The organism is Pigmentiphaga daeguensis (genome assembly GCF_039523035.1).
GTDB lineage: Bacteria > Pseudomonadota > Gammaproteobacteria > Burkholderiales > Burkholderiaceae_B > Pigmentiphaga > Pigmentiphaga daeguensis.
This window is the reverse complement of sequence record NZ_BAAAEN010000002.1, coordinates 225,328-249,469: the sequence shown is the minus strand read 5'-3', so window position 1 is coordinate 249,469 and position 24,142 is coordinate 225,328. Positions and strand designations below refer to the sequence as shown.

Here is a 24,142-nt window from a genome sequence, read left to right as displayed (position 1 = left end):
CGTCCGGTCGTCCGGTCCGATATCAGCTGAAGAACTCCTTCACCCTGTCCGTCCACGACTTGCTCTGCGGAGAATGCTTGTCGCCGCCTTCGCTTAGCGAAGCCTCGAAGTCGCGCAGCATCTGCTTCTGCCTGTCGTTCAGGCGCACCGGGGTCTCGAGCACGACGTGGCAATAGAGGTCGCCCGGATAGCTGGAGCGCACGCCGCGTATGCCCTTGCCGCGCAGGCGGAAGACCTTGCCCGACTGCGTGCCTTCCGGGATGCTGATCTCGCCGCGGCCGCCCAGCGTGGGCACTTCCAGGTCCCCGCCCAGTGCCGCGGTGGTGAACGGAATGGTCAGCTCGCAGTGCAGGTCGTCGCCGTCGCGCTGGAAGATGCCGTGCGGCTTGATGTGGATCTCGACGTAGAGGTCGCCCGAAGGACCGCCGTTGACGCCGGGCTCGCCGTTGCCGGAGGAGCGGATGCGCATGCCGTCGTCGATGCCGGCCGGGATCTTGACCTGCAGGGTCTTGTTGCGGCGGACCTTGCCGACGCCGTCGCAGGCCGTGCACGGATCGGGGATGACCTTGCCCGTGCCGTGGCAGGTCGGGCAGGTCTGCTGGACGCTGAAGAAGCCCTGCTGCATGCGCACCGCGCCGGTACCGCCGCAGGTGTGGCAGGTCTTGGGCTGGGTGCCGGGCTTGGCGCCGGAGCCGTGGCAGGTGTCGCAGTTGTCCCAGCTGGGGACGCGGATCTCGGTGTCGAAGCCGGTGGCGGCCTGCTCCAGCGTGATTTCCATGCTGTATTTCAGGTCGGCGCCGCGGTACATCTGGGCGCCGCCGCGCTGGCGGCCGCCGCCGAATATCTCGCCGAAGATGTCGCCGAACGCGTCGGCGAAGCCCCCCGCCCCGCCGCCCATGCCGCCCGCGGCCGCCGCATCGACGCCGGCATGGCCGTAGCGGTCGTAGGCATCGCGCTTCTCGGCTTCGCAGAGGATCTCGTAGGCGTACTTGACCTCTTTGAACTTCTCTTCCGCTTCCTTGGAGCCGGGGTTGCGGTCGGGGTGGTACTTCATGGCCAGCTTGCGGTAGGCCTTCTTGATTTCTTCCTCGGTGGCGGTGCGGGCAACGCCGAGGACTTCATACAGATCGCGTTTGGTGGACATGGTTCTTTCTTCGGTGGCCCGTTTTCACGAGGCCGGCAATATCTCTGGTGAATAGCGGTTGCGTGCTATTGACGGATTTGGGTAGGCCCCCTGACGTCGCGGGGCAGCCAGGGGGCCTACCCAAATCCTGCACCGGTGCCTGCACCAGCGCAGTCAAAACGAAAAGCGGAACGGCCCACATTGTAGGCCGCTCCGCGGGTACCGCTTACTTGTCGTCTCTTTTGACTTCCTTGAAGTCGGCGTCGACCACGTTGTCGTCGGCCTTCGCTCCGCCGGCGTCACCGCCAGGAGCCGCACCCGCGCCGGCGGCCTGGGCCTGGGCTTGCATGTCGGCGTACATCTTTTCGCCGAGCTTCTGCGAAGCCTTGGACAGCGCCTCGACCTTGGCGTCGATGGTGGCCTTGTCGCCTTCCTTCAGGACGTCCTCGAGATCCTTGATGGCGGCCTCGATGGATTCCTTCTCGGACGCCTCGAGCTTGTCGCCGTATTCCTCCAGCGACTTGCGGGTGGCGTGGACCAGGGCGTCGGCCTGGTTGCGCGACTGCGCCAGCTCGGCCACGCGCTTGTCCTCGTCGGCGTTCGCCTCGGCGTCGCGCACCATGCGTTCGACTTCATCCTCGGTCAGGCCGGAGTTGGCCTTGATCGTGATCTTGTTTTCCTTGCCGGTGCCCTTGTCCTTGGCCGACACGTGCAGGATGCCGTTGGCGTCGATGTCGAAGGTGACCTCGATCTGCGGCGTGCCGCGCGGCGAGGGCGGGATGCCTTCGAGGTTGAATTCGCCCAGCGCCTTGTTGCCGGCGGCGATTTCGCGCTCGCCCTGGAACACCTTGATGGTCACGGCCGGCTGGTTGTCGTCGGCGGTAGAGAACACCTGCGAGAACTTGGTCGGAATCGTGGTGTTCTTCTTGATCATCTTGGTCATGACGCCACCCAGGGTCTCGATACCCAGGGACAGGGGCGTCACGTCCAGCAGCAGCACGTCCTTGCGGTCGCCCGACAGCACGGAGCCCTGGATCGCGGCGCCGGCGGCGACGGCCTCGTCGGGGTTCACGTCCTTGCGCGGATCCTTGCCGAAGAACTCCTTGACCTTCTCCTGCACCTTGGGCATGCGCGTCATGCCGCCGACCAGGATCACGTCGTCGATGTCCGAGACCTTGACGCCGGCATCCTTGATGGCGATGCGGCAGGGCTCGATCGTGCGGTTGATCAGGTCCTCGACCAGCGCTTCCAGCTTGGCGCGGGTGACCTTCAGGTTCAGGTGCTTGGGACCGGAGGCGTCGGCCGTGATGTACGGCAGGTTGATCTCGGTCTGCGTGGCCGACGACAGTTCGATCTTGGCCTTTTCAGCGGCTTCCTTCAGGCGCTGCAGGGCCAGGACGTCCTTGGACAGGTCCACGCCCTGTTCCTTCTTGAACTCGGCGATGATGTAGTTGATCAGCACCTGGTCGAAGTCTTCGCCGCCCAGGAAGGTGTCGCCGTTGGTGGACAGCACCTCGAACTGCTTTTCGCCGTCGACGTCGGCGATCTCGATGATGGACACGTCGAACGTGCCGCCGCCCAGGTCATAGACGGCGATCTTGCGGTCGCCCTTTTCCGACTTGTCCAGGCCGAACGCCAGCGCGGCCGCGGTGGGCTCGTTGATGATGCGCTTGACGTCCAGGCCGGCGATGCGGCCGGCGTCCTTGGTCGCCTGGCGCTGGCTGTCGTTGAAGTAGGCCGGCACCGTGATCACGGCCTCGGTCACTTCCTCGCCCAGGTAGTCCTCGGCGGTCTTCTTCATCTTGCGCAGCACTTCGGCCGACACCTGCGGCGGGGCCAGCTTCTTGTCGCGCACCTGCACCCAGGCGTCGCCGTTGTCGGCCTTGACGATGGCGTAGGGCATCAGGTCGATGTCCTTCTGCACCGCCTGTTCGTCGAACTTGCGGCCGATCAGGCGCTTGACGGCGTACAGGGTGTTCTTGGGGTTGGTAACCGCCTGGCGCTTGGCCGGCGCGCCGACCAGGATCTCGCCGTCTTCCATGTAGGCGACGATCGAGGGGGTGGTGCGGGCGCCTTCGGCGTTTTCGATGATCTTGACCTGCTGGCCTTCCATCACTGCGACGCAGCTATTGGTGGTGCCCAGGTCGATGCCTATGATTTTGCCCATAATCCTTGTTCCTGAAAGAAATCAGAAAATTTCGCTTGATCAATAAATAGGTGGGAATTTCGTTATTTCAATGCCTGCGATAGCTTCTTTCGATCGCGGCGGGCCTTATTTGGCGGCCGCGACCGTCACCAGTGCCGGACGCAGTACTCGATCGACGATCATGTAGCCCTTCTGCAGGGTCTGCAGGACCGTGTTGGCCGGCTCGTCCGACGGAACCGACGCGATGGCCTGATGGTGGTGCGGATTGAATTTGTCCCCGGGCACCGGGGCGATCTCGACCAGTTTGTTGCGCTCGAAGGCGCCGATCAGCTGCTTGAGGGTCACATCCACGCCCTCGCGCAGGGTGTCGATGGACTGGTTTTCCTGGGCCAGGGCAGCCTCCAGGCTGTCCTTGACCGGCAACAGGTTTTCCGCGAATGCCTCGATGCCGAACTTCTGGGCCTTGGAGACTTCCTCCTGGGCGCGACGACGGATATTGTCCGCCTCGGCACGGGCGCGCAGCATGGCATCGTAGTTGTCCTTGGCCTCGGCCTGGGCCGCGGCCAGCTGGGCCTGCAGCGCGACGATGGGATCCTCGCCGCCCTCGGTTTCGGGCGTTTCCGCCGCCGGAGCGGGGTTCACGTTTTCGGGATCCAAATTGGGTTGGTCGCCAGGCTTGTGCTCAGCCGACATTGGTGCCTCCATGAAAAACCAGAAAAATCAGTGACTTGCTTGAACTCTATGCGCGAGATGGGGGTGAAATCTGCGCTTTCAAGTATATCCCCCCCCTACGCGCTAACGCGCGCCCCCCAGGGGGCGAAACCGGCGGACCGGCAAAGCCGGATCCGCGGTTTCCTGGGTCTAGGGAAACGATCTTGGACTGAAGCACGGTTGCTACCGCTGGCAGCCAGCGATAGCAACCGGGCCACGACCCACGATGGTCCCACTAGACCCAGGATGCGGTGGATCCGGCTTTGCCGGTCCACCCGCATCGCCCCCTGGGGGGCGCGCGTCAGCGCGTAGGGGGGGTCCTCAATTGGGGGTTCTAAACCTCTCGATCTTGCGGCGGTCTTGCTTGGTGGGGCGGCCTTTCAGGGTCGCGGCGGGGTCGGCGTTCTGGCGGCGCAGTTCGATGGCTTCCAGGCGGCGTTTCATGCCTTGCTGGGTCTCGTCGTACAGGGTGCGCGCGAAGACCGCCGGGCCGCGCTGGGTGGAGAGGGCTCGGACCAGGACCTCCCAATCCTGGTCTCCGGCGCGGATTTGCAGGATGTCGCCGGGACGCACGGCGCGCGAGGGCTTGACCCGTTCGCCGGACACCTTCACCTGCCCTGCCTCGACCGCTTCCTGGGCCAGCGTACGGGTCTTGTAGAACCGTGCCGCCCACAGCCATTTGTCGATACGTAGTTCTTCCATCACATTACCGGTCCGTCGCCGGCGTCTTGTCGTTCTTGCGCTGCAGCAAGACGGCTGCATGCGCCGCGTCGGTGGGCTGGCGGGCCTCGGAGCGGGTGGTCCAGCCTTGCATGTGGCGCCCGGCCAGGTCTGCCAAGGCCCCTATCCACGCCGGCGAGTCGTTCAACGCGTCGATGTAGCGTAGTTGCCGGCCCCCCGCCAGCAGGAAGGCTTCCTTGCCCTGCATCGCGATCTCTTCCAGGGTTTCGATGCAATCGGCGACGAAGCCCGGGCAGAACACGTCCACGTCCGACACGCCGCTTTTCGCCAGTTCCTTCAGCCGGGGTTCAGTATATGGCTGGAGCCACTCGGCGGCGCCGAAACGGCTCTGGAACGTAATCTCGACCTGTTCGGCATACAGGCCCAGCCGCTCGGCCAGCAGCCGGCCGGTCTCCAGGCATTGCTCGTGATAGGGGTCTCCCAGCGCGATGGAACGCTTGGGCAGGCCGTGGAAACTCAGCACCAGTTTCTGGCCTCGCCCGTTGCTGCGCCAGAAATCCAGGATGCGGATGGCCATCGCCTCGATATAGCCCGGATCGGCGTGGAAATCGCGCACGAACCGGACCTCGGGCACGTTGCGCAGCCGGGCCAGGCACGCGCCCACGGCGTCGGACACCGCGGCCGTGGTGCTGGCCGCGTACTGCGGATACAGCGGCAGGACCAGGATGCGCTCGCAGCCGGTCTCGCGCAGCGAGGCGATGGCCGCCTCGAGCGACGGATTGCCGTAGCGCATGGCCAGCGCCACCTCCACGACCAGCCCCCGGTCGGACAGCGCGCGCGACAGCGCCTCGGCCTGGCGGCGGCTCCAGGCCAGGAGCGGGGAACCCTCGGGCGTCCACACCGAGGCGTAGCGCGCCGCCGCGTCGCGCGGCCGCAGGGTCAGGACCAGGCCGTACAGGATGGGCAGCCAGACCAGGCGCGGAATCTCGACTACCCGGGGATCGGACAGGAACTCGGCCAGGTAGCGGCGGACCGCGGAGGCAGTAGGTGCGTCGGGCGTGCCCAGGTTGACCAGCAGCAGGCCGGTGCGGGTGGGATGGAGGGAAGACGGCGGCGGCTCGGGAAGGAAACGCATGCGTGGCGTGTGCGGGTCTCAGGAATGGCGGGAGGAACGGCGCGGGACGGAGATGCCCCCGGCCGTTGCCGGCGGACGCCGGCTCAATGATGGCTCAACGCGTTGGACAACAGCCGCGCGGTGATGTCGACGATGGGAATCACCCGCTCGTACGACATCCGGGTGGGGCCGATCACGCCCAGGGTCCCCACGACCTTGCCGTCCACCCCGTAGGGCGCCGTGATGACGCTGACCTCTTCCATCGGCACGAGCTGCGAGTCGCCGCCGATGTAGATCTGGACGCCCTGCGCCCGGCTCGAGACGTCCAGCAGCTGCATCAGGTCGGTCTTTTTCTCGAACAGCTCGAACATCCTCCGCAGCTTGTCCATGTCGGCGGTGATGTCGGACACGCCCAACAGGTTCAATTCACCCGAGATGACGACGCTGTCGTCCTCGGTGGCCGCCTCGGCGCTGGCATCCACCGCCAGCTCCATCAGCCGGGAGATGTCCTCGCGCAACTGGCTCAGTTCCCGCTGGAGGATCTGGCGCACGTCCTCGAACGACTTGCCGCTGAAATGCTGGTTGAAGAAATTGGCCGCCTCGGTCAGCTCGGTCGAGGAATAATCCCGCTGGACCATCAGCATGCGGTTCTGCACGTCGCCCTCGGGCGTCACGATGATCAGGAGCACCCTGGTGTCGGACAGCCGGATGAACTCGATCTGGCGGAACATCTGGCTGCGCTTGGGCGACATCACCACGCCGGCGAACTGGGTCAGCTTGGACAGCAGCGAAGCCGCGGCCGCGATGACGCGCTGCGGTTCGGCCGAAGGCAGCAGGGTCTGGATGTGGGTGGCCTCGGAGACTTCGTAGGGCTGCACCGTCAACAGCGAGTCGACGAACATCCGGTAGCCCCGGGGAGTGGGGACGCGCCCGGCGGAAGTATGGGGGCTGTGGATCAGGCCATGGTCCTCGAGGTCGGCCATGACGTTGCGGATCGTGGCCGGCGACAGGTCGAAGACCTTGGAGAGCGTGCGCGAACCGACAGGCTGTCCGTCGGTGATGTAACGCTCGATGAGAGCTTTCAACAATGTACGTGCGCGATCGTCCATAAAGGGATTGTACCCCCCCTACGCGCTTACGCGCGCCCCCCCCCCGGGGGGGGCGGCACTGGCGGACCGGCGGAGCCGGATCCGCAGTGCCCTGGCAACTGCCAGGCTGATGGGGGCCGGGGTTCTTTAGAGGAACGGCGTTCAAGGTGGGTGAACGGATTGAGTATTGGGAATGGCAAAAAGGACCACATGGGGCCCCGTTGGGGGGTCTCCCCTCATATAATGCCTGCATGCATTTTCCCATCGTCGCCCTCGTCGGCAAATACCACGATACCGGCATCGCCGCGCCGTTGCGCGCGGTCGCGCAGATGCTGCGCGATGCCGGACGCGAGGTCGTGTTCGAGAAGGACACCGCCACCAATATCGGCGTCCTGGACTACCCCTCCGCCACCGTCGAGGAGATCGGGCAGCGCGCGTCGCTGGCCATCGTCATGGGGGGCGACGGCACGATGCTGGGGGTGGCGCGGCAGCTGGCGCCCTGGGACGTGCCGGTGGTGGGAATCAACCACGGCCGGCTGGGATTCATCACCGACGTCCCCATCGAGGATGCCGGCACCGCCATCGCCGGCATCCTCGACGGCCAGTTCGAGTCGGAAACCCGCACCCTGCTGGCCTGCAGCGTCATCCGGGGCGAAACCACGCTGGTCTCGGCGCTGGCCTTGAACGACGTGGTGCTGAGCCGGGCCGGCCTGGGCGGCATGCTGGAAGTCACGGTGCAGGTGGATGGCCTGTACATGTCCAAGCAACGCGCCGACGGCCTGATCATCGCCACGCCCACGGGATCGACGGCCTACGCGCTGTCGGCCAACGGCCCCATCCTGCATCCGTCGCTGCGCGGGCTGGTGCTGGTGCCGGTGGCGCCGCAGGCGCTGTCGAACCGGCCGATCGCGATCCCGGACGACTGCACGATAGACATCACCCTCACCCGCTCTCCGGGGGGCCGCGACGAAAGCGCCAGCGTGCACTTCGACATGCAAAGCTGGTCGTCGCTGCAGGAAGGCGACCGCGTCCTGGTGAAACGCGCCGAACATACCATCCGCTTCCTGCACCCGGCCGGATACAGTTATTTTTCCACCCTGCGGCGCAAGCTGCACTGGAACCAGATTTCCGGCACCGCGATCGACTAGTCTTTCCCGCCCCTTCCACCGGCCCCATTCGCATGCTGCGCGCCCTGCACATCAACGATTTCGTGATCGTCGACCAGACCGAGGTCGAATTCGGCCCCGGCTTCACCGTTTTCTCCGGCGAAACGGGCGCCGGCAAGTCGATCCTGATCGATGCGCTGGCGCTGGCCCTGGGCGAACGCGCCGATGCGTCGGTGCTGCGGGAAGGCGCCAGTCGGGCCGAGGTCAGCGCGGTGTTCGACGTTCCGCCGGCCCTGCTGGACTGGCTGGCCGAACGCGAGCTGGACACCGACAGCCTGGTGCTGCGGCGAGTCATCGATGCCCAGGGCCGCAGCCGCGGCTACATCAACGGCGTACCCGCCACCCTGACCCAGCTGCGCGAATTGGGCGAGCACCTGGTCGACATCCATGGCCAGCACGCGCACCAGAGCCTGCTCAAGACCGATTCCCAGCGCGACATGCTGGACGACCACGGGGACCACGGCGCCTTGCGGCGCGAGGTGGCCCAGGCCTGGAAGGCCTGGCGCGAGCTGGCGCGCAGGCTCGAAGCCGTGGAACGCGACGCGGCCTCGCTGCAGCAGGAGCGCGAGCGCCTGCAATGGCAGGCCGACGAGCTCGACAGGCTGGCGCTGAAGGACGGCGAATGGGAGCACCTGCAGGCCGAGCACGGCAGGCTGGCCCATGCCCAGTCGCTGATCGACGGCGCCAGCCAGACCATCGCCGCCCTGGAAGAAGACGATGACGCCGCCCATGCCCGCCTGGCCGCCGCGGCCCAGCGCATCGGCCAGCTGGCGGTGCACGACGCCGCGCTGGCACCGGTGTCCGAGGCGCTGGAATCGGCCCGTATCGCGTTGCAGGAAGCCGTCTCCGACCTGAACAGCTATCTGGGGCGCCTGGAGCTCGACCCCCAGCGCCTGGGCGAAGTCGAGGCGCGCCTGCAGGCGGTGTTCGACACCGCCAGGAAGTTCCGCCTGCAACCGGAGGAATTGCCCGAACGGCATGCCACGCTGCTGGCCCAGCTCGAGACCCTGAAGGAAGCCGAGGACGTCCAGGCGCTGCGCGCCAGGGCCGAAGCCGCCAAGGCCGCCTACGACGCCGCCGCCGCCAAGCTCGGCCGGGCCCGCAAGAAGGCGGCCGGCTCGTTGTCCAAGGCGGTGACCCAGGCCATGCAGACGCTGGCCATGACCGGCGGCCGCTTCGAGGTCGCGGTCGAGCCGGCCGACCCCGGTATCCACGGATCGGAGGCCATCGAATTCCGCGTCGCCGGACATGCGGGCACCACGCCCCGTCCGCTGGCCAAGGTGGCGTCCGGGGGCGAACTGGCGCGGATCTCGCTGGCCCTGTCCGTCATCGCCAGCCGCGCAGCGCGGGTTCCGACCCTGATCTTCGACGAAGTCGACACGGGCATAGGCGGCGCGGTGGCCGAGGTGGTGGGCAGGCTGCTGCGCGAACTAGGCAGTTTGCATCAAGTATTGTGCGTCACCCACCTGCCCCAGGTCGCCGCTTGCGGCAATACGCACCTGCGGGTCGACAAGCGCCAGGAGAAAGGCGCGGCGATCTCCACGGTCAATCGGCTGGACAGGGGGGGACGGGTGGACGAGATCGCCCGGATGCTGGGCGGCATAGAGATCACCGCCACGACGCGCAAGCATGCGCGGGAAATGATAGGCAACAACTGAGGCGGGCCAGCGCCCGCCCCTTGCCTGCCTTCAGCGGCTCTTGGCGCAGTTCTGGCAGATGCCGTAGAGCGACAGCGCGTGCCCGGTCAGCACGAAGTTGTGATCCTTGGCGATCTTCTGCTGGCGTTTTTCGATTTCCGCGTCGAAGAACTCCTCGACCTTGCCGCAATTGGTGCAGACCAGATGGTCATGGTGGTCGCCCTCGTTCAGCTCGAACACGGCCTTGCCGCTGTCGAACTGGCTGCGGACCAGCAGCCCGGCCTGCTCGAACTGCGTCAGCACGCGATAGACCGTGGCCAGCCCGATCTCGACGCTTTCGCCGATCAGGGCCCGATAGACGTCTTCGGCGCTCATGTGGCGCACTTCGGCCTTGCGGAAGACATCCAGGATCTTGAGCCGGGGAAAGGTCGCTTTCAGGCCTATACTTTTGAGTTCGCTTTGATCTGTCATGATGATCCCTTCTGAAAGCGGTTTCGTGTGTCGGTCCCCGCTGGACGGCGGGAACCGGCGTGGGTGCTGGGTCTTCGAGCCCAGTCAGCCATCTGGCGCGCGACACGCGCATGGCGCGGCGCTCCGGCATGGAAGGCGGCGGGACGGCCCGGCTCGGCGCACGAAGCGCCCTGTTACCCGTCCCGCGGCAGCCGTCCTGAAGTGCCGGGAAAGCCCCGGAAAAGCCCAGGCAATCCCCGAGGGCTTTATGATAACGGTTTCCCCAATCAAGACGAGTGCGGATCTGTGCCAAACGCTCTGATTTCCTTCATCCACGGCCAAGCCGGCACCTTGCGGCGGCTGGCCCCGGCCGCGCTGCTGGGCCTGGCGGCATGCAGCTCGGTCAACAACTACGTCCCGAACTTCGTCAAACCCTACCGGGCCGACGTCCAGCAGGGCAACTGGCTGACCCAGCAACAAGTGGAGCTGCTGCGCCCCGGCATGACCCGCGAACAGGTGCGTTTCGCCCTGGGCAGCCCTACCCTGACCAGCATTTTCCATTCCGACCGTTGGGACTATCCGTACCTGTTCACGCCGGGCCACGGGCAGACCGAGGAACGGCGCTTCACCGTCTATTTCGTCAACGACCGGCTCGAGCGCTGGACCGGCGATGAACAGCCCGCCCGCCAGCCGTTCCAGCAGAAGGACACGCGCAAGGCCCTGGGCGCCATCACGCAGCCGGCCCAGCAGGCCCCGAACGCGGCGCCCCTGACAGTCGAGGGCAACGCCGCCTCTCCCAGCCTGGACCCCGGTTCCGCGCCCGCCGTCGCCACGCCGGTCGCTCCGATCGCGCCTCCCGCCGCACCGCCCTCCGGCGACGCGGCCCCCGCTCAACCCGCCACGAATACCAAGGAATGACCTCGATGCGTATCGCCATTGCCGGGGCTACCGGCCGCATGGGCCACATGCTGATCGAAGCCGTGCTCGCCGCCCCCGACCTGGAACTGGCCGTCGCGCTGGACCGCGCAGGCAGCCCCGCCATCGGCCACGATGCCGCCGAGTTCCTGGGCAAACAAAGCAAGGTCACCATCACCGACGACCTGGACGCTCTTGCCCAGGCCGACTGCCTGATCGACTTCACCCGACCCGAGGCCACGCTGGCCCACCTGGAAGCCTGCCGCCGCCACGGCGTCAAGCTGGTCATCGGCACCACGGGCTTCGACGAAGCCGGCAAGGCCGCGATCGCGGCGGCCGCCGACAAGGTCGGCGTGGTCTTCGCGCCCAACATGAGCGTGGGCGTGAACGTCACCCTCAAGCTGCTGGACATCGCCGCCCGCATCCTGAAGGACGATTACGACGTGGAAGTGTTCGAGGTCCACCACAAGCACAAGGTGGATGCTCCATCCGGCACGGCGTTGAAAATGGGTGAAACCGTGGCGCAGGCCTGGGGCAAGCCGCTGTCCGAGGTGGCCGAGTGGGCCCGCCATGGCGACACCGGAGCCCGCAAGCACGGCACCATCGGCTTTTCCTCCGCCCGCGGCGGCGACGTGGTGGGAGACCACACGGTCTTCTTCTGTGGCCCGGGCGAACGCATCGAGATCACCCACCGCTCGAGCAGCCGCGTCAACTACGCCGAAGGCAGCCTGCGCGCCGCCCGCTATCTGGCGGACAAGTCGGCCGGCCTGTATGACATGCAGGACGTCCTGGGTCTGAGGTCCCCCCCTACGCGCTAACGCGCGCCCCGCAGGGGGCGATGCGGGTGGACCGGCAAAGCCGGATCCACCGCATCCTGGGTCTGGGTGCGGACGTCTCGGGGCGGAGCGCCGCATCCCCTCAACGGTGCTGGCGGACCGGCAAAGCCGGATCCGCTGTGCCCTGGCAACGGCTAGAACGGCCTCTTATGGGGCCGTTTTGCTTTTCAGGGTCCATTGATGGCCTTGTTCTTGGCTTCTACGGCGATGACCAGGCGCTGGGCCATCTGGGGCAGCGGGACGATCTCGTGGACGGCGCCCAGGGCGATGGCTTCGCGGGGCATGCCGAAGACCACGCTCGACGCTTCGTCCTGGGCAAGGTTGTAGGCGCCGGCCTCGCGCAGCGTCAGCATGGCCCGCGCGCCGTCCTTGCCCATGCCGGTCAGCATGACGGCCACGGTGCACGCCCCCGCCGCGCGGGCGGCCGACAGGAACAGGACTTCGACCGAGGGACGGTGGCGATTGACCGGCTCGCCCTCGGACAACTGCGCGTGATAGCCCAGCAGCGGCAGCGGCCGCACCGCCAGGTGCGCGTGGCCGGGAGCCACATAGACGTGCCCTGGATGCAGCCGTTCGTTGTGCTCGGCTTCCTTGACGCGCAGCGGCGTGTGCTTGTCCAGGCGCTCGGCGAAGCTGCGCGTGAACCCGGGCGGCATGTGCTGGGTGATGACGATGGGCGGCAGGTCGGCGGGCAGCGCTTCCAGCAGGTCGCGCAGCGCTTCGGTGCCGCCCGTCGAGGCGCCGATGGCGACCAGCAGCCTGCGGTCGTATCGGGACGGCGCAGGCGCGCGGCCGTCGGCGGGCCGGTGGTGCTCGTCGGTCATGGATGCGCTCAGCCCGGCTGCCTGGCGTAGACGGTACGCCCCTGGAGCACGAAGCGCTGCTGCCCCTGGGAAAAGCTTTCGGAATGCCCGACGAACAGCAGGGCTCCGGCCGGCATCAACCCGGCCATGCGCTCGACCACCCGCAATTGCGTGGGGCGGTCGAAATAGATGAGGACGTTGCGGCAGAACACCGCATCGAGCGGCCCGCGCACCGGCCAGGCGGGATCCAGCAGGTTCAACTGGCGGAAATTCACCAGCGCGCGCAGTTCGGGCCGCACGGCGTACAAGCCCTCGGCTTCCTCGATGAAGTAGCGCCGCGCCTGCTGGTCGGGCACCTTGGCCAGTTGATCCCGCCGGTACACGGCCTGGCGCGCGGTGGCCAGCACATGGGTGTCCAGGTCGGTCGCCAGGATGCGCACCGGCGGCGCCAGGGTCCCGAACACCTCGGCGGCCGTGATGGCCAGGGTCCAGGCCTCTTCGCCCGTGGAAGCGGCCGCGCACCAGAGTTGCAGGGTCTGGCCCGGGCGCTCGGCGGCCAGCCGCTTCAGGTAGGCGGCCAGGATCTGGAAATGGTGGTTCTCGCGGTAGAAATACGTGAGATTCGTGGTCAGCGCGTTGACGAAGTATTCCCATTCAGGCGCGCCGGCGCGCAGGCCCTCCAGGTAGGCGCTGAAGGACGGACGGCCGGTCGCGCGCAGCCGCCGGGCCAGCCGGCTGTAGACCATGCTGCGCTTGGCGTCCGACAGCGAAATGCCGGTGTGCTGCCGCAACAGGGTCCGTATCCGGTCGAAATCCTGGCCGCTGAAGGCGAATTCGGTGCCGACGAGAGAGTCGGCCGTGCCCGGCATGGCGTCGGTCATGGCCAGGAGGCTGGTTCTGGAAGTCACGCTTGGCCCTAAAGGAAAAGCCCCCACGCTATCATTGACGGGATTATCGGCAACACTTACTGATTCATTAAGCAATGTTCAATCGCGGCCCCGTCTCCGTGCAGAACGCCAGCCCCCCGCAGGCCGGCCTGCCTCGCTTCATGACGGCCGCGCCCGGCCAGGCCCCGGCCGCGCTGGGCCCCGACGCCCGCGAAGCCTCGCAACTCGCCATCCTCTTCATCGAGGACTCGCTCGCCGACTTCACGCTGATGCGCGCCGTGCTGGTCGACGCGGGGCTGAACGTCACGGCCCAGTGCGTGGACACCGAAACGACCATGCGGCAGGCCTTGGCCGAACGAGCCTGGGACGCCATCATCAGCGATCATTCCCTGCCGACCTTCAGCGGCCTGCGCGCGCTGAAGGTGGCCAAGGAAGTCGGGTTCCGCGGCCCCTTCCTCATCGTGTCCGGCGCCATCGGCGAGGAAACCGCGGTCGAGGCTATGCGGGCCGGCGCCGACGACTATGTCATGAAGAACAACCTGCGCAGGCTCCCTCCCGCGCTGGAACGCGGCCTGCGCGAAGTGCAGACCCGCGACCAGCGGCAACGGGCGGAAACCGCGCTGGCCTCGGCCCACGATCAGCTGAACGCGGTCTTCTCGGCCACGCCGGTCGCCCTGTTCGCCATCTCGCGCGAGCGTACCGTCACCATGTGGAGCCCGGCCTGCGAAGACCTGACCGGACTGGGCTCGGCCGACACGCTGTCCCGCTCGTTCGCCCTGCCCTCGCAGCCCGACACCTGGAAGCTGCTGACCCTGATCGCCCCGGCGCTGGACGGTTCCGAGGTACGCGGCCTGCCGTTCAGCATAGAAACCCGGGGCGAAAAGCGCGAGTTGCTGGTATCGGCCAGTCCGCTCAGCGGTTCTCCGCCTTCGGGATGCGTGGTCGCGCTGTCCGACGTCACTCACCTGGCCCATGCGCAGGCGGAACTCAGCCGTTCCGAAAGCCAGCTGCGCGAACTCTCCCGCCACACCGAGCGCGTGCGGGAGAACGAACGGGCCGAACTCGCGCGCGAGATCCACGACGATCTGGGCGCCCTGGTCACCCGGATACGCGCCGACCTCGCGCTGGCCCGCCGCCGCTCCCGCGAAAAGGAAACGGCGCAGTTGCTGGACGAAGCCGAACAGATGGTCGCTTCGCTGGGCGAGGCCATCTCCCGTATCGCCCGGGCCATGCGGCCGCCCGTGCTCGACTTCGGCATCGTTGCCGCGATCGAGTGGCAAGCGCGCGATTTCGCGCAGCACACGGGCATCACCGTCAACGTCCACACCAACCAGGACGACCTGGCGCTCGAACTGGAGCAATCCATCGCCGTCTTCCGCATCTTCCAGGAAGCCCTGACCAACGTGTTCAAGCATGCGCAGGCCACGCGCGTGGACGTCGACCTCTTCGCCGACGACAGCACCCTCAGCCTGGAAGTCCGCGACAACGGCATCGGCCTGTCGTCCGACGCGCTGCGCAAGGGAACGTCGTTCGGCCTGCGCGGCATGATGGAACGCGTCCACGGCCTGGGCGGCTGGATGGACATAGGCGGCGCGCCCCAGACGGGCACGCCGCCTTTCCGAGGAACCACACTCATGATTTCGATCCCGTTGAATCCCCCTACGCTCTCCCTGCCTGGCGGAAAATCCCCCCACCACGAGCCGGAGGACCAGGAATGATCCGTCTGGTGCTCGCCGACGACCACGCCATCGTGCGCTCCGGCCTGCGGCAGATCGCGCAGGCCGAGGAAGGCATATCGGTGGTCGGAGAAGCGGCCGATTGCGGCGACCTGCTCGACGTGCTGCGCAAGACCGAGGCCGACGTCGTGCTGATGGACATATCCATGCCCGGCAAGAACGGGCTCGAAGGGCTCAAGCAGGTGCGCGAACGCTGGCCGCGCATCGCCGTGCTCATGCTCAGCATGTATCCCGAGGACCAGTACGCGGTACGCAGCGTCAAGGCCGGCGCGGCCGGCTACCTGCACAAGAACTCCCCGCCCGAAACCGTGATCGAGGCCATCCGGACCGTCGCGCGCGGCAAGAAATACATCACGCCCGAACTGGCCGAACAACTGGCCACCCACCTCAGCCAGGGCGACGAGCGCCCGCCGCACGAATTGTTGTCCGACCGCGAATACCAGACCATGGTGATGATCGCCTCGGGCCGCACCCTGACCCAGATCGCCGAGGAAATCTCCCTCTCGCCCAAGACCGTCTCGGTCTACCGCGCACGCCTGCTCGAGAAGATGAAGCTCAAGAACAACGCCGAGCTGACCCACTACGCGCTGAAACACAAACTGGTGGAGTAGAGGCCCCCCCAGGGGGCGAAACCGGCGGACTGGCAAAGCCAGATCCGCGGTTTCCTGGGTCTAGGGAAACCATCTGGGACTGAAGCACAGTTGCTATCGCTGGCAGCCAGCGATAGCACCGGTGCAACAACCCAAGACAACCCCACTAGACCCAGGATGCGGTGGATCCGGCTCCGCCGGTCCACCCGCATCGCCCCCTTGAGGGGGCCCGCGTAGCGGGTAGGGGGTGGGCTTCCCTAGGGGGTTTCTATACTTCCGATGGCCTCCCGGCCGTCGTCGGTGTAGGCCAGGTCCTTGAAAGTCAGGGCGCGGGCCATGGCGATGCCTCGGCCGTGCATGTCGAAGGCGCGGTCGGGAGAGATTTCCAGGTAGGTTCGCCAGTCGAAGCCGGGGCCCTGGTCCCTGACGCGGAAGCGGATGCGGTCGGGTTCGCGTTCGAAGCTGACGCTGGCGATGCGGTCCCGGTACGGGACCAGGGACAGCCGCCGCTGGATCTCCGCCGCCCAGCGGCCTTCCATGCTCAGGCGCCCCTTGTCGGCGAAGCCGATTTCCAGGTTGCCGTGTTCGACCGCATTGACCATCAGTTCGGCCAGGCCTATTACCGCCACTTCGGGCGCGGGACACAGCTTGGCCAGGAAGAAGGCCAGTTGCCGGGCCTCGGCCAGGGACACGAAGCCGAAGCTGGCCTGCCGCATGTGGGCGAACACATCGTGCACGTCGGACAGGCGCCGGCGCAGGCCCTTCTGCCGCGCGCGGAACTCGATGGCCGCGCTGACGACCGCGATCAGCATGTCGTGCTCGTACGGCTTGGTCAGGTAGTAGTAGGCGCCCCGGTGTATACCCTCGAGCACGTCGGCGGGGCGCGCGGCCGCGGTCTGCATGATGACCGGGACATCGGCCAGGCGGCGGTCCGCGCGTATGCGGGTCAGGAGCTCGATGCCGTCCAGTCCCGGCATCATCCGGTCGAGCACGATCAGGTCATGGTCGATGCCCGGATCCTGCAGCACGTCCCAGGCCTGGATGCCGTCCTGCACGCACCGGAGCCGATAGCGAGGATCGGACAGGTGCTCGGAAATGATTTCCAGGTTGAGCGGCTCGTCGTCGACGACGAGGATGTTGAACGGTTCCTGCGACATGAAGCATCCGGTGTGGCCAGGTGAACGCGCCGGCAGCGCCATCGCGTCCATCCGCCGCCGGATCCTGCCTGCTTACAGGAAATTGAAAATGGACATCCGGGCGATCTGCGTATAGGTCTGCTGCGCGGCCTGCACAGTGTACGTGCGTTTGGCCAGTTCGCCGGTCAGTTCCGTCATGGTCTCCAGGTCGGACCCCACCACGCGGGAGATCTCGCCGGTGATCTGGTCGCCGCGGGTTTCGCCCGCGGTGGTGGCCGCCTCGATCTCGGTCAGGCGGCTGCCGATGGACGAGCGAGCCTCGAGCAGCCGGTTCATGGCCGAGTTCAGGTTCAGGTTGACCTCGTACAGCGCGTTGGCCCGCGAGACGGATTCGGTCGCGGAAGCCGGCTGGCTCAGGGCGGCGATGGCCTGGTCCAGCGTATCGAATACGCTTTGCGAACGCGACGGGCCGAAGCTCAGCGTGTCGCCTTCGGCCGGCCGGCCGCTGATGCCGATCTGCACACCGGCGATATCTATCGCCTGGCCGTCCTCGCCCAGGGTGCCGGTGCCCACCTCGGCCCCGTCCTTGTCCGAAACGGTATAGGCGCCGTCGGCGCCGAACTCGATGGTGTACGGACCGTAGGCCGCCGCGGCCGACCAGGCCTGGCGGTCGGTGACCGTGCTGGCGGTCAGCGTCGCGCTGCCGGTATTGCCGCTGCCGGCGCCGACATCCAATCCGTTGCGGCCGGTGGGGATGTCGCCGAACAGGTAATTGCCGCTGAAGCTGACGTCGATCACGCGGTTGGGGCCGATCTGGCTCTGGCGCACGCCGGCATCGCCTTGGTAGACCACGCCCGAGGCGTTGCGCACGAAAGGCTGGCTGTCGCGCTTGTAGCCGGCGAAGATGTAGTTGCCGTTCTCGTCCTGGGTATTGGCCACGCTCATCAGCTGGTCGCGCAATTCTTTGAGATCGGCCAGGATGGATTGCCGGTTTTCCTCGTTCAGCCCGCCGCCGCCCGCCTGCACGACGCGGGTCAGCGCCAGTTGCAGGGTGCCGCCCGCCTCCACCAGATAGTTCTCGGTGCCCTCGAGCAGGCCCTTGGCGTCCGCCTGGTTCTTCAGCATCTGTTCGTTGGCCTTGAGCGTGGCGTCCAGCGCCACTTCGCGGCCGGCCGCGACCGGATCGTCGGACGGACTGAGCAGCTTGCGCTGGGCGGAGAGCTGCTGCGAGACCTGCAGCAGTGCGCTCTGCTGGCTGGTGATGGCCCGGATGCTGTTGTCGTAGAACTGGTTGGTGCTGACTCTCATGGCGGTCCGTAGGCGTATCGTTAATGGATGGCGGCGAGCAACTGGTCGAAGAGCTCGGAAGACATGCCGAGCACCTTGCCGGCGGCGGCATAGGCCTGCTGGTAGCGCAGCAGGTTGGCTCCTTCTTCGTCCAGGTTCACGCCCGACAGCGACTGTTCGCTGGCCACCGCCTGGTCGAAGGCGGTCTGCTGCGCGGCCTTGCTGATGTTCAGCGAAGCCGCGCGCGTGCCGACGCTGGAGATGAGCCCGGCATAGGAATCGGTCAGCGTACTGCCGCCGGCGATCTTGGTGGTCCCCAGCCCGGCCATGGCCAGCGCGTTGCGGTTGTCGCCCGCGGGGGCCCCCGGGTCGGCCTTGACGGTGATCCGGTCCCCGGCGGCCGGGATGCCGGACACGTCGAAGGCCCAGCCGTTGTACGAAATGGTCTGCTGCGGCGGCTGCAAGGAACCCGTCGACAGGACGCTGCCGTCCTCGCCCAGCAGCTCGTAGCCCGTGGCGGACGTGAAGCGGACGGTGACCGAAGTGCCGTAGTCGGGGCTGCCCGACTCGACCGAGCGCAGGCGCGACGCCTGCGCCGTGCCGGTATTGGTGTCCGCCGTCACCAGGCCCATGGGGGCGGCGGCGGCCAGCTTGCCGGGATCGGCCAGGGTCACTTCGACGCCCGCCGCGGCCTGGCTGGCGACCTTGATGGTGAAGGTGTCCCCGTCGGCCAGGTCGCCGTCGGCCAAGCCGATGCTCAGGCCGTCCACGTTCTGCGGCAGCGACGAGAACGGGCCCAGTTCGGTACCGTCGTCGAGCCGGGTCACGACGTACTCGCTACCCACCCGGGTCAGCTGATAGTCGCTGCCGGTCAGCGAGCGCGTGTCGGCGATGCCCACCGCCAGCCGCGCATCGCCGGTGTTGCCGCGCTGTCCCACGGCAACGGGGTTGCCGATGCGGAACAGGGCCTGGCCCGGCTGGCCGTTGCTGTCCATGCCGAATTGCTGTTGCTGGTTGTAGGCCGCCGCCATGGCAATGGCCAGGCGCCCCAGTTCGGACTGGGCCTGGGCCAGCTCGTTGTCGCGGAATTGCAGCAGTGCGCCCAATTGGCCGCCGTCGATGTCGTCCTGCTTGAGCTGCATGGTGTGGCTGCCGACGGTCAGCGACAGGCTGGTACCCGTGGGCGACGCCGGGTCGCGGGTGTCGATCCGCAACTGCGCGGCCACCTGCTCCATGACCAGCGGCTGGCCGTTGGTCAGATAGACGTTGATGCTCGTGCCCTGGGTGCTGGTGGTGATGCCCGTCAGCCTGCCCAGCTCGCGCACCAGCACGTCGCGCTGGTCCAGGAGGCCGTTGGGCGCCTGGCCCTGGCCGGTGCCATAGGCGTCGCCGATCTTGGCGTTGTAGGCGGCAATGCTCTGCACCAGCTGGTTGATCTGTCCCACCGTGGCGCTGGCCTGGTTGTCGATGCCCTGGCTCAGGGTGGAGAGATCCTCGCTGATGGCGCGAAAACGCGCCGCCGTCGACTGCGCCGCCGCCAGCGCGGCCTGCCGCGACGCGGTCTCGGCGGGATTCTGGCTGAAGCGGCCCAAGGCCGAATACAGCGCGTTCAGGCTCTGGTTGATCCCGGTGTCCACCGACCCGAGCCGGTTGATCAGGCCGCTCATCTGGTCCGAATAGGTGGAGAGATAGCTGAGCGTCGATGCCGACTGGCTGGCCTGGCTGGACAGGAAATCGCTGTAGGCGCGCTGGACCGTGACGACGTCCACTCCCTGCCCGAAATAGCCGGCGCCGCTGAAGTTCGACATGGCCGACTGCAGCATCACCTGCTGGCGCGAGTACCCGGGCGTCCCCTGGTTGGAGATGTTGTTGGCGGTCACGGCCAGCCCGGCCTGGGCGGCGCGCAATCCGGTCAATGCGATGTTGGCGATGTTCGTGGTCATGGTTTCATGCGGGCTGCCTGGCGTGCGCGGCGGCGCCATGCACGGCTGATGTCTCTCTTAACGGACGCCGGCGTCCAAGCTTGAGCATGCCGGCGGCCTTCTGCCCGGTCGGGAACGGATCCGCCGCTAGACGACGATCTGCATGGCCCGCCGGATGGTGCTGCCCAGCTTTTCGGCATACCTGGGGTCGGTCGCGTAGCCGGCCCGCTGCAGGCCCTGCGCGAACTGCTCCGCGCTGCCGGCCGATTGCAGCACCTTGGCGTAGCGGGGATTCGACGCCAGCAGGCGCGCGTAGTCCTCGAACGCCTGCTCGTAGGAGTCGTAGGCGCGGAACTCCGCCGTCACGCGCTCCGGCGTGCCGTTGCGGTATTCGGTCGTGCGCGTGCGCACGGTGCGGCCGTCCCAGCCCGTGGCCTTGATGCCGAACAGGTTATGGCTGGCCTCTCCCTGGGCGCCACGGATCTCCCGCCGTCCCCAGCCGGATTCCAGGGCGGCCTGGCCCAGGATGTAGGCGGCGGGGATCCCCGTCGCCGCTTCCGCGCGTCTGGCCGCGGGCAGGAACTTCCCCAGGAACTCGGCGCGCACCTCTTCCGCCGACCCGGGCGCGGCACGCGTTTCGGCCGCTGGCTTGGCGGCCGCCGCCGGGGGCGGCGCATAGACGGCCTGGGTGCCGAACCGGCCGTCTATGCGCCGCGGGGAGGCCGATCCCCCCGCCAGCGCCGCGGCTTCCATCCCGCCTATCATGCCGCTGGTCGCCGTGGCAGGGGTGCCCGTGGCGCGGCCCCGCGCCAGCTCCAGGGTGGACATCGACAGCGGCAGTCCGGTGCGGCGCAGGGACTCCGGCGACACGACAGGACGCGTCAGTTGTTTCTCCAGCATGTCGGCCAGCCCCAGGCCGCTGCGCGCCGGCGCGGGACCGCTGCCCGCCTCGGCCACGCCGGCCAGCTTCTGCGCCAGCTGCTGGTCCAGCATTCCCCGCCAGGTCTGCGAGGCGGGACTGTTCAGCGCCTGGGCCAGCGGACCATCGCCCGCCATCGACGACTGGCGCATCTGCGACAGCAGCATCTGGGCGAACTGGGCCTCGAACTGGCGGGCGGCCTGCCTGACGGTACCCGCCTGGTCGCGCCGCGCCTGCAGCTTCAGGTTTTCCAGCGAGCGGGCGTCGATCGCCATGCCGCCCCGCTGCATCGCGCTGTCCATCTTGGTCATCAGATGATCTCCAGTTCAGCGGTCAGCGCACCCGCGGTCTTGAGCGCCTGGAGGATGGAGATCAGGTCCTGCGGCGTGGCGCCCAGCAGGTTCAACGCCTTGACCACCTCCGCCAGCTGGGCGCCGCCATCCAGGTGCACGATGGCGCCGCCGCTCTGCTTGATCTCGATGTCGGCACGCTCGGTCACCACCGTCTGTCCGCCCGAGAAAGGCGCTGGCTGGCTGACCACCGGCGCCGCGCTGACCGTGACGCTCAGGTTGCCGTGCGCGACGGCCACCGGCGCCAGGCGCACGCTCTGGTTCATCACCACCGAACCGGTACGCGCATTGATGACGACGCGCGCCGGCGCGCGGCTGCCCGCCACTTCCAGGTCCTCGACCTGCGCCATGAAGGCGACCCGGGCGTCGGGAGACGAAGGCGCGCGCAACTCGATGACCCGGCCGTCGAGCGCGGTCGCGGTGCCCGGACCGATGCGGCGGTTGATGGTCTCCACCATCGCGCGTGCCGTCGAGAAATCGGCCGTGGTCAATTCCAGCCGCAGGGCGCCGTCGTCGGAGAACGGCGTCGGCACGTCGCGCTCCACCGTGGCGCCGGCCGGAATGCGGCCCGCGCTCAAATGATTGATCTGGGCGCGGCTGCCCGCCGCCGACGCGCCCGCTCCGCCCACCGACACGCTGCCCTGGGCCATGGCATAGACCTGTCCGTCCAGTCCCTTGAGCGGCGTCAGCAGCAGCGTGCCGCCGCGCAGGGACTTGGCGTTGCCCATGGAGCTGACCGTCACGTCGACCTGCTGGCCGGGCTGGGAAAACGGCGGCAGCATGGCGGTCACCATCACCGCCGCCACGTTCTTGAGCTGGAGCCGCGTGCCGGGAGGAACGTTGATGCCCAGGTTGGACAACATGGACATCAGGGACTGGGTGGTGAACGGCGTCTGCGTGGTCTGGTCGCCCGTGCCATCCAGGCCCACGACCAGGCCGTATCCCACCAGCTGGTTGTTGCGTACTCCCTGGACATTGGCCAGGTCCTTGACCCGCGCCGCCTGGGCCGCCGGCACGAGGAACGCGCACAGCAGCGCCACGGCCAGACGCAGGCAGGCGGCGGTGAACGGATGACGATTCATGATGCGCGCGCTCAGAACGGCAGGAACGAGTAGAAGAAACGCGACAGCCAGCCCACCGTCTGGGCCTCGTCGATCGCGCCCTGCCCTCGGTATTCGATGCGTGCGTCGGCGACCTGGGTCGAACTGACCGAATTGCCGCCCACGATGTGGGCCGGATTCACCACGCCGGAGAAGCGCACGCGTTCGGTCTCGCGATTGGTGCCGATCTGCTTTTCGCCCGAGACGCGCATGTTGCCGTTGGACAGCACCTCGACCACGGTCACGGTGATCGTGCCCGACAGGATGTTGGACGCGCCGGTCTCGCCCCGGGCGTTGAAGCGGTTCTCGCTCTCGCCTTCCACGCCCAGGCCGCGCAGGATGCCGGACCCTGGCAGTTTGTTGATGGAAGGGATTCCGGCCGATGCCGAAGCCGAGCGCTGCGCCGAGGTATTGTTGCGCTGGGACGAATTGATGTGCTCTTCCAGCCGCACGACCAGCGTATCGCCGATGTTGCGCGCCCGCACATCCTCGAACAGCGGGCGATAGCCGGGTGCGGAACCGAATATGCCGCCGGTGGGCCGGCGATTCGCGTTGTAGGCCACCGGGTCCAGCGGCCGGGCGGTGGTCGGCCCGTCGATGTCTACCTTGGGCGTGGCGCACGCGGCCAGCCCCGCCAGGATCGTCATCCCGGCAAGGGCCCTGGCGCCACGGACACGACGGGGCCTGAACGCTTGCTTCATCCCGCCTTCCTCAGAGCTGCGAGATGCGCTGGAGCATCTGGTCGGCGGTGGTGATGGCCCGCGAGTTGATCTCGTACGCGCGCTGGGTCTGGATCATGCCGACCAGTTCCTCGACCACGTTGACGTTGGACGCCTCGACATATCCCTGGTTGATCAGGCCCGCCCCGTTCAACCCCGGCACGTTGACCACCGGCACGCCCGAGGCCGCGGTCTCGCCGAAAAGATTCTGGCCCAGCGGCTGCAGGCCCGGCGGATTGATGAAGGTGGCCAGTTGCAGCTGGCCCAGCTGGACCGGCTGGGTCTGGCCCGCCACCGTCGCGGTCACCACCCCGTCCTGGCCGATGGCGACTTCCTTGACGCCCTCCGGCACCACGATGCCCGGATCGATGACCAGGCCGTTGTTGGTCACGAGCTGGCCCTGGCTGTCGATCTGGAAGCTGCCGTCGCGCGTGTAGGCCAGCGTGCCGTCGGGCAGTTGCACCTGGAAGAAGCCGGCGCCGTTGACCGACAGGTCGAAGCTGCTGCTGGTCTGCTGCAGGGCACCCTGCGCATAGTTGCGCACCGTGGCCACGGGCCGCGATCCGGTTCCCAGCGTCAGCCCCGCGGGCACCTGGTTCTGCTGCGTGGTCTGCGTGCCGGCCGGCCGCATGGTCTGGTAGAGCAGGTCCTCGAACACGGCGCGCGAACGCTTGTAGCCATTGGTGCTGACGTTGGCGAGGTTGTTCGAGATGACGTCCAGCTGGGTCTGCTGCGCATCCAGGCCGGTCTTGGCGATCCAGAGGGAACGCATCATGATGTTCGATCCTTATCGCGGCATGCGCCGCACTACGCAAAATTCCTTCAC

The 24,142-nt window shown here is 67.4% G+C and carries 22 protein-coding genes; 6 read left to right on the top strand and 16 right to left on the bottom strand.

Going from position 1 to position 24,142, the window contains the following annotated elements; all coding sequences use genetic code 11:
- Nucleotides 1-22: 22 nt before the first annotated feature.
- The 6 genes from dnaJ to hrcA form a co-directional block, all read right to left on the bottom strand.
- Nucleotides 23-1,144: a molecular chaperone DnaJ gene (dnaJ, locus tag ABD104_RS03930; RefSeq protein WP_279818674.1), complete on the bottom strand. Its 1,122-nt coding sequence runs from the start codon at nt 1,142-1,144 to the stop codon at nt 23-25.
- Nucleotides 1,145-1,349: 205 nt separating this feature from the next.
- Nucleotides 1,350-3,290 carry a molecular chaperone DnaK gene (dnaK, locus tag ABD104_RS03925; protein WP_087841456.1) on the bottom strand — a complete coding sequence of 647 codons (1,941 nt, stop codon included), beginning with the start codon at nt 3,288-3,290 and terminating at the stop codon, nt 1,350-1,352.
- Nucleotides 3,291-3,395: 105 nt separating this feature from the next.
- Nucleotides 3,396-3,962 carry a nucleotide exchange factor GrpE gene (grpE, locus tag ABD104_RS03920; RefSeq protein ID WP_087841457.1) on the bottom strand — a complete coding sequence of 189 codons (567 nt, stop codon included), beginning with the start codon at nt 3,960-3,962 and terminating at the stop codon, nt 3,396-3,398.
- Between the two features lie 339 nt (nt 3,963-4,301).
- On the bottom strand, nt 4,302-4,682 hold the full coding sequence (locus ABD104_RS03915; protein ID WP_087841458.1) for an RNA-binding S4 domain-containing protein: 381 nt from the start codon (nt 4,680-4,682) through the stop codon (nt 4,302-4,304).
- Nucleotides 4,683-4,686: 4 nt separating this feature from the next.
- A complete protein-coding gene (gene hemH / locus ABD104_RS03910) occupies nt 4,687-5,796 on the bottom strand; it encodes a ferrochelatase (RefSeq protein WP_087841459.1) in 1,110 nt (369 codons plus the stop codon).
- Nucleotides 5,797-5,879: 83 nt separating this feature from the next.
- On the bottom strand, nt 5,880-6,884 hold the full coding sequence (gene hrcA / locus ABD104_RS03905) for a heat-inducible transcriptional repressor HrcA (RefSeq protein WP_087841460.1): 1,005 nt from the start codon (nt 6,882-6,884) through the stop codon (nt 5,880-5,882).
- Between the two features lie 230 nt (nt 6,885-7,114).
- On the opposite strand from hrcA, the gene ABD104_RS03900 reads away from it, so the two are divergent.
- Nucleotides 7,115-8,011, top strand: coding sequence for an NAD kinase (locus tag ABD104_RS03900; protein ID WP_087841461.1), 897 nt, complete (start codon nt 7,115-7,117; stop codon nt 8,009-8,011).
- A 32-nt stretch (nt 8,012-8,043) separates the two neighbouring features.
- Nucleotides 8,044-9,687: a DNA repair protein RecN gene (recN, locus tag ABD104_RS03895; RefSeq protein WP_087841462.1), complete on the top strand. Its 1,644-nt coding sequence runs from the start codon at nt 8,044-8,046 to the stop codon at nt 9,685-9,687.
- A 30-nt stretch (nt 9,688-9,717) separates the two neighbouring features.
- Here recN and fur read toward each other — a convergent pair whose 3' ends face one another.
- On the bottom strand, nt 9,718-10,137 hold the full coding sequence (gene fur, locus ABD104_RS03890) for a ferric iron uptake transcriptional regulator (RefSeq protein WP_087841463.1): 420 nt from the start codon (nt 10,135-10,137) through the stop codon (nt 9,718-9,720).
- Between the two features lie 285 nt (nt 10,138-10,422).
- Between fur and ABD104_RS03885 the strand changes: the two genes are divergently transcribed.
- Nucleotides 10,423-11,034 carry an outer membrane protein assembly factor BamE gene (locus ABD104_RS03885; RefSeq protein WP_425543310.1) on the top strand — a complete coding sequence of 204 codons (612 nt, stop codon included), beginning with the start codon at nt 10,423-10,425 and terminating at the stop codon, nt 11,032-11,034.
- A gap of 5 nt (nt 11,035-11,039) precedes the next feature.
- Nucleotides 11,040-11,849 carry a 4-hydroxy-tetrahydrodipicolinate reductase gene (gene dapB, locus ABD104_RS03880; protein ID WP_279818706.1) on the top strand — a complete coding sequence of 270 codons (810 nt, stop codon included), beginning with the start codon at nt 11,040-11,042 and terminating at the stop codon, nt 11,847-11,849.
- A 185-nt stretch (nt 11,850-12,034) separates the two neighbouring features.
- On the opposite strand, the gene ABD104_RS03875 is transcribed toward dapB, so the two are convergent.
- Nucleotides 12,035-12,691, bottom strand: a complete 657-nt coding sequence (locus ABD104_RS03875; protein ID WP_425543309.1) for a CheB methylesterase domain-containing protein — start codon at nt 12,689-12,691, stop codon at nt 12,035-12,037.
- A gap of 8 nt (nt 12,692-12,699) precedes the next feature.
- The gene (locus tag ABD104_RS03870) at nt 12,700-13,578 is read right to left on the bottom strand and encodes a CheR family methyltransferase (RefSeq protein WP_243724575.1); all 879 of its coding nucleotides are present in this window, start codon (nt 13,576-13,578) and stop codon (nt 12,700-12,702) included.
- Between the two features lie 74 nt (nt 13,579-13,652).
- Between ABD104_RS03870 and ABD104_RS03865 the strand changes: the two genes are divergently transcribed.
- Together ABD104_RS03865 and ABD104_RS03860 are read left to right on the top strand one after the other, a co-directional pair.
- The gene (locus tag ABD104_RS03865) at nt 13,653-15,275 is read left to right on the top strand and encodes a hybrid sensor histidine kinase/response regulator (RefSeq protein WP_087841466.1); all 1,623 of its coding nucleotides are present in this window, start codon (nt 13,653-13,655) and stop codon (nt 15,273-15,275) included.
- Nucleotides 15,272-15,904 carry a response regulator gene (locus tag ABD104_RS03860; protein ID WP_087841467.1) on the top strand — a complete coding sequence of 211 codons (633 nt, stop codon included), beginning with the start codon at nt 15,272-15,274 and terminating at the stop codon, nt 15,902-15,904. The genes ABD104_RS03865 and ABD104_RS03860 overlap by 4 nt, the downstream gene beginning before the upstream one ends.
- Nucleotides 15,905-16,140: 236 nt before the next feature.
- Here the strand turns inward: ABD104_RS03860 and ABD104_RS03855 are convergent, their stop codons facing one another.
- The 7 genes from ABD104_RS03855 to flgG all read right to left on the bottom strand — a co-directional run bounded on the left by ABD104_RS03855 (nt 16,141) and on the right by flgG (nt 24,091).
- Nucleotides 16,141-17,040: a response regulator gene (locus ABD104_RS03855; protein ID WP_087841532.1), complete on the bottom strand. Its 900-nt coding sequence runs from the start codon at nt 17,038-17,040 to the stop codon at nt 16,141-16,143.
- 72 nt (nt 17,041-17,112) lie between these two features.
- The gene (gene flgL / locus ABD104_RS03850) at nt 17,113-18,327 is read right to left on the bottom strand and encodes a flagellar hook-associated protein FlgL (protein ID WP_338615699.1); all 1,215 of its coding nucleotides are present in this window, start codon (nt 18,325-18,327) and stop codon (nt 17,113-17,115) included.
- A 20-nt stretch (nt 18,328-18,347) separates the two neighbouring features.
- The gene (gene flgK, locus ABD104_RS03845; RefSeq protein WP_343927183.1) at nt 18,348-20,249 is read right to left on the bottom strand and encodes a flagellar hook-associated protein FlgK; all 1,902 of its coding nucleotides are present in this window, start codon (nt 20,247-20,249) and stop codon (nt 18,348-18,350) included.
- 126 nt (nt 20,250-20,375) lie between these two features.
- Nucleotides 20,376-21,458 carry a flagellar assembly peptidoglycan hydrolase FlgJ gene (gene flgJ / locus ABD104_RS03840; RefSeq protein ID WP_343927182.1) on the bottom strand — a complete coding sequence of 361 codons (1,083 nt, stop codon included), beginning with the start codon at nt 21,456-21,458 and terminating at the stop codon, nt 20,376-20,378.
- A complete protein-coding gene (locus ABD104_RS03835) occupies nt 21,458-22,579 on the bottom strand; it encodes a flagellar basal body P-ring protein FlgI (RefSeq protein WP_087841471.1) in 1,122 nt (373 codons plus the stop codon). The genes flgJ and ABD104_RS03835 overlap by 1 nt, the downstream gene beginning before the upstream one ends.
- Before the next feature lie 11 nt (nt 22,580-22,590).
- Nucleotides 22,591-23,298: a flagellar basal body L-ring protein FlgH gene (locus tag ABD104_RS03830; protein ID WP_087841472.1), complete on the bottom strand. Its 708-nt coding sequence runs from the start codon at nt 23,296-23,298 to the stop codon at nt 22,591-22,593.
- Nucleotides 23,299-23,308: 10 nt separating this feature from the next.
- Complete coding sequence (gene flgG, locus ABD104_RS03825; RefSeq protein WP_087841473.1) at nt 23,309-24,091, bottom strand: flagellar basal-body rod protein FlgG; 783 nt, start codon at nt 24,089-24,091, stop codon at nt 23,309-23,311.
- Nucleotides 24,092-24,142: the final 51 nt, after the last annotated feature.